Here is a 1,742-nt window from a genome sequence, read left to right on the forward strand (position 1 = left end):
GCTCTGCGACGACGTACCGGCGAGCACCGCCGCCGCCGTCAGCGACAGCGCCGCCACCGTCCACAGCAACCCTCGCCAGCCGACGAGGAGAGACAGCGCGCCAAGGACGGGCGCCGCGAGGACGGCGGTCAACGTCGTCGTCGCCGTCACCATCGTGGCCGCTCGGCCCTGCTCGGCGGGCGTCGCAAAGCAGGCGGCCGCACCCGACTGCAGGGTCGGGTTGAGTATCGCCGTCGCCGCGCCGATGCCGAGGCAGAAGGTGGCGAGCATCGGCCACTCGGACACCGTGCCCACCGCGCTGAACGCCCCGAGCAACGTCAGTCCCAGGACGGTGGCGGCCGGGCGGCTGATGCGCTGGACCAGGGCCGCGTAGATCAACCCCGCGGCCACCGCGGAAATGCCGCCGAGGCCGCGCACGCCGCCGACCTCCGCGGGCACGTCGCCGCGGCCGCCGCCAGCGACACGACCGCGAAAAGCGCGCGTCGGGCGCGGTTCGGGTCGACTCCGAGGCCCGCGGCGGCTTCGTCGCCCTGCGCCAGCACGTCCAGGGTGGCCGCGTGGCGCGCGAAGAGGAGCAGCGACAGCAGGGTCATGGCGGCGACGGGCGGCAGCAGCCCCCAGGCGGCGGCGCCGAACGAGCCCATCGTCCAGAACAGCACCGTGGCCGTGGATTCGGTGTCCGGCACCAGGTAGATGATCACCGCCATCAATGCCTGCAGCCCGGAGGCGATCACGACTCCGGTGAGCACGAGGCGCACGGGGCTCACGCCGGCGGAACCCCGGTGGGCGGTGAACCACACCAACGCGCTCGTGGCGATGGCGCCGAGGAACGCGCCGGCGGCGACGAGGACGGTATTCGACGTCGCGGCGAGAGCGGCCAGCCCGAGGGTGGAGAACCCGCCCAGGACGATGGTCACGGACACCGCGCCCACGGAGGCTCCGGCGGACACCCCGAGGATGAAGGGATCCGCCAGGACATTGCGGACCAGCGCCTGGGTCACCGCGCCGCACGCGGACAGTGCCGCCCCGACCAGGGCCGCGAGCAGAACGCGCGGAGCCCGGATCCGCCACACGATCTGGTAGCCGGTGACTTCCTCGAACGAAAGGTCTCCGCCGGTCAGGGCGGCCCAGAGGAATCGGAGGGCGTCGCCGAAGGCGATGGTCGCCCCGCCGAGCGCGGTGCCCGCTATCAGCGAAACCGCCAGTGCCGCGGTCAGGGCCGCAACGACGACGGCGGCGGCCAGGGGGCCGGGCCGGGATGCGGGGCGGGGGAGCGGGCAGTCATGCGGCGCCGCCGAAACGTCCGGCATGACGGGAATCTTCCGTCATGATGATAATGAAAGTCAATTTCATGAGCGATGTGCCCGGGGCCGGCGGAGTGGCGCCCGCCGGTCAATCGAGCGGCGGCGGTCAGCCGTGTTCCGGCTCCACGTTGAAGGCCCACATGATCCCGAACTTGTCGAAGACCTGCCCGTAGTATGCGCCCCACGGCGCCTGTTCGAAGGGCATGTTCACGGTGCCGCCGGCGGCGACGAGCGCATCGATCTTCGCGCGGGCCTCGTCGACGTCGTCGAACTCGTAGAGCAGCGAGTAGATCGACCCCTGCACGACGTATTCCTCGCCGGGCATGCCGTCGCCGCCGGTGATGGTGCCGCCGGGCAGGTCCAGCTTCGCGTGGGCGACCAGGTTCGGGTCCGGCTCGAAGGGCATGCCCTCCATCGGTTCGTTGTCGCCGTACTTCA

Annotated in this window: 3 protein-coding genes; all 3 read right to left on the reverse strand. The window is 71.8% G+C overall.

Annotation, left to right across the window (positions count from 1 at the left end; genetic code table 11):
* On the reverse strand, window positions 1-417 hold a 417-nt coding region (locus GX015_RS11265; RefSeq protein WP_366926290.1), incomplete at its 3' end, for an MFS transporter.
* On the reverse strand, window positions 375-1,310 hold the full coding sequence (locus tag GX015_RS11270) for an iron ABC transporter permease (protein WP_291345204.1): 936 nt from the start codon (window positions 1,308-1,310) through the stop codon (window positions 375-377). The genes GX015_RS11270 and GX015_RS11265, both read right to left, overlap by 43 nt.
* Window positions 1,311-1,410: 100 nt before the next feature.
* Window positions 1,411-1,742 (reverse strand): VOC family protein (locus GX015_RS11275; RefSeq protein WP_291345206.1); only part of this gene is annotated, 332 nt, incomplete at its 5' end.

Origin of the sequence: Corynebacterium sp. (genome assembly GCF_012837295.1) — a bacterium.
Classification (GTDB): domain Bacteria; phylum Actinomycetota; class Actinomycetes; order Mycobacteriales; family Mycobacteriaceae; genus Corynebacterium.

Coding starts and splice junctions, on each gene's coding strand:
- GX015_RS11270 (WP_291345204.1), bottom strand. CDS start 1,310: ATGCCGGACGTTTCGGCGGCGCCGCATGACTGCCCGCTCCCCCGCCCC.